Genomic DNA, 2,614 nt, shown 5'->3' with positions numbered 1-2,614 from the left:
TATTATTAATTCACCATGTGAGGTAGTTGTTGTTGGTACTCCAATAAATCTATTAAAACTTATAAAGATCAATAAACCAGCAGTAAGAGTTAAATATGAATTAAAAGATGTTGGTACTCCAAACTTAAAACAAATAATAAAACAATTCCTTAAAAATCTTAAGTAATTTTTTAATTTAAATATAAAATAAATTTTTGTCTTTTAAATAGAAAAATTTTTTAATGAAATTTTAAATATTTATTTTTTCCTTACTACTACTTCACCTCTTCATCTTCTTCATTAACAGGAAAATAAGAGATCCCAACAGCTCCAGGTCCACCATGTGTTGCAATAGCAGGACCTACTAATAGTGTAACAATTTCTCTACAATTAAATTTTTCTAACACTTTTCTTTTAAGTTCATCTGCCCTTTTTATTGTATTTGCATGCATTATAGCAGCTTCAATTTGTGTATTTTCTTTAATTTTCCCTTTAATATTTTCTAATACCTTATCCATAGCCTTAGATATCGATCTTGTTTTAGAAAATGGTTTAAGTTCACCATCAATAACTTTTAATATTGGTTTTATGTTTAAAATAGAACCAAAAAATCCTTCTACTGATCCTATCCTACCACCTCTTTTTAAATATTCTAAAGTATCCAATATTGCAAAAGTTTCCATTTTATTTCTAATTACCTTTAATCTTTCTAAAATCTTTTTTATCGATTTACCCTCTTTAGCCATTTTTGCTGCTGCAATAACTTGAAGCCCTAAACCACCGCTGAACGTGAGTGAGTCAAATATATGAATATCCATACTTTTAAGTGTATTTCTTGCATTATTGGCTACATTAAGAAGACCACTAAGTTTTGAGGAGATATGTAATGAGATTATTTTTACACCTTTTTTTGCAACTTTATTATAGATTTGTAATACATCACCAATAGATGGAATGGAAGTAGTAGGTATTTCCATTTTCCTTAATCTTTCATAGTACTCATTAATTTTCATATCCAATCTATCTTTATAAGATTTCCCTTTATAGTTTAAATAGTATGGAACAACACCTATATCAAACTTTTTACATATCTCAGATGGCAAATCTGCTGTACTATCTGTGACAATTTTTATAATATCTACCATTTAATATAATCCCCTTTCCTTAAAAAATTTTTATTTTTATATATATAATAACTTTTAGTATATTGTTGGTAACTAAAGTTAATTTTTAAAATTAGAAAATATTTCTAATTATAATTCAATTTTTAGTGATATATTTATAAACAGATCAATTTCACTTTTATTTAAGACGCAATATTTTATTCTTAAGTTACAATTTTTTACAGTTAAGATCAAATTGCTATATATAAATTATGGACTGAACCCCTATCACTAGACACATTGTATACTAAAATTAATTAAGTTAGAATAGCTGATGAGACAAAAAAGGAATGATTGGATAGGAGGTCTCATCATGAAAAAAAGAAGAAGTTTTAGTAAAGAGTTTAAAAGAGAGATAGTAGAAACTGTAGTTTCGGGGCAAGCTACTGGGGCAGAGATTTCAAGAGAATATTCTATATCTCCAGTAGTGATATCTAAATGGAAGAAAGACTACAAAGAAGGAAAGTTCTTTGAAAATGTTAATAGTACTGATATTGCAAGGTTAGAGCTTAAGGTAAGAGAGCTGGAAAGACTTGTTGGTGAGCTAACTATGGAAAACAGAATGTTAAAGAAAGTTAGAGATCTAAATAGTAAGAAAAAAAAAGAAGATTTATCCATAATAACCTCCAGGACCTGGGATCAGTTAAAAAAGGGTGCAGACTAGTGGGAATATCTAGACCAGCTTACTACTACAAACCAAAAAAGAGGAAGCCAGAAGATGTGGAACTTGAGGATATTATCAATGATATAGCTCTAGAATTTCCTTATTATGGCTATAGGAGAGTAGCAGCAGCCTTAAAGAGAAGGGGATTAATAATAAATCATAAGAAGGTACACAGGATAATGAAGGATAATAATATACTATGTAAAATTAAAAAATCATTTAAAAGAACCACTAATTCAGCTCATAGCTACAAAAAATATAAAAATCTGATAAAAAATATAATACCACAACGCATAAATGAGATATGGCATGCTGATATAACCTATATAAGGATATTAACATCATTCGTATATCTAGCAGCAATAATAGATGCATATTCAAGAAAAATAGTAGGATATGGTTTAGGTAAAACCCTATCAGCTGATCTTACAATAGAAGCATTAAAGGATGCTATAGTAAAAAGAGACGTGTCAGATCTGATTCATCATTCAGATCAAGGTATTCAGTATTGCTCAAATAGATATGTAAATATATTAAATAAAAATCATATCAAAATATCAATGTCAGATAAGGCAAGTCCTTATGATAATAGCATAATAGAATCTTTTTTTAGGTCACTTAAGATTGAAGAAGTTTATATGTTTAACTATGAAACATACAGAGATGTTATTAAAAGAATACCCTATTTTATTGAAGAAGTTTATAACAAAAAAAGATTACATTCTTCACTTGGCTATATGCCACCAGAAGAATTTGAAAGTAAAATTAAATATAATAAAATTAAAAAAAGTGAAGTCCGTCAGTTGGT

The 2,614-nt window shown here is 27.9% G+C and carries 3 protein-coding genes; 2 read left to right on the top strand and 1 reads right to left on the bottom strand.

What is annotated here, in order from left to right; all coding sequences use genetic code 11:
- Positions 1-254: 254 nt before the first annotated feature.
- Entirely contained in the window at positions 255-1,124 is an 870-nt protein-coding gene (locus KKC53_02705; protein ID MBU2598078.1) for a DegV family protein, read from the bottom strand.
- Positions 1,125-1,455: 331 nt separating this feature from the next.
- Between KKC53_02705 and KKC53_02700 the strand changes: the two genes are divergently transcribed.
- Together KKC53_02700 and KKC53_02695 are read left to right on the top strand one after the other, a co-directional pair.
- On the top strand, positions 1,456-1,806 hold the full coding sequence (locus KKC53_02700) for a transposase (GenBank protein ID MBU2598077.1): 351 nt from the start codon (positions 1,456-1,458) through the stop codon (positions 1,804-1,806).
- Positions 1,755-2,614, top strand: an 860-nt coding sequence (locus KKC53_02695) for an IS3 family transposase (protein MBU2598076.1), incomplete at its 3' end; no start/stop codon positions are given. The genes KKC53_02700 and KKC53_02695, both read left to right, overlap by 52 nt.

It is taken from the genome of Actinomycetota bacterium, assembly GCA_018830725.1.
GTDB lineage: Bacteria > Actinomycetota > Humimicrobiia > JAHJRV01 > JAHJRV01 > JAHJRV01.
Note: the sequence above shows the minus strand (reverse complement) of the source record. Positions and strands in the feature narration are given on the sequence as shown.

Bases quoted from the DNA above. Each gene is read 5' to 3' on its own strand.
- KKC53_02700 (MBU2598077.1), top strand. From the start codon at position 1,456: ATGAAAAAAAGAAGAAGTTTTAGTAAAGAGTTTAAAAGAGAGATAGTA.
- KKC53_02705 (MBU2598078.1), bottom strand. From the start codon at position 1,124: ATGGTAGATATTATAAAAATTGTCACAGATAGTACAGCAGATTTGCCA.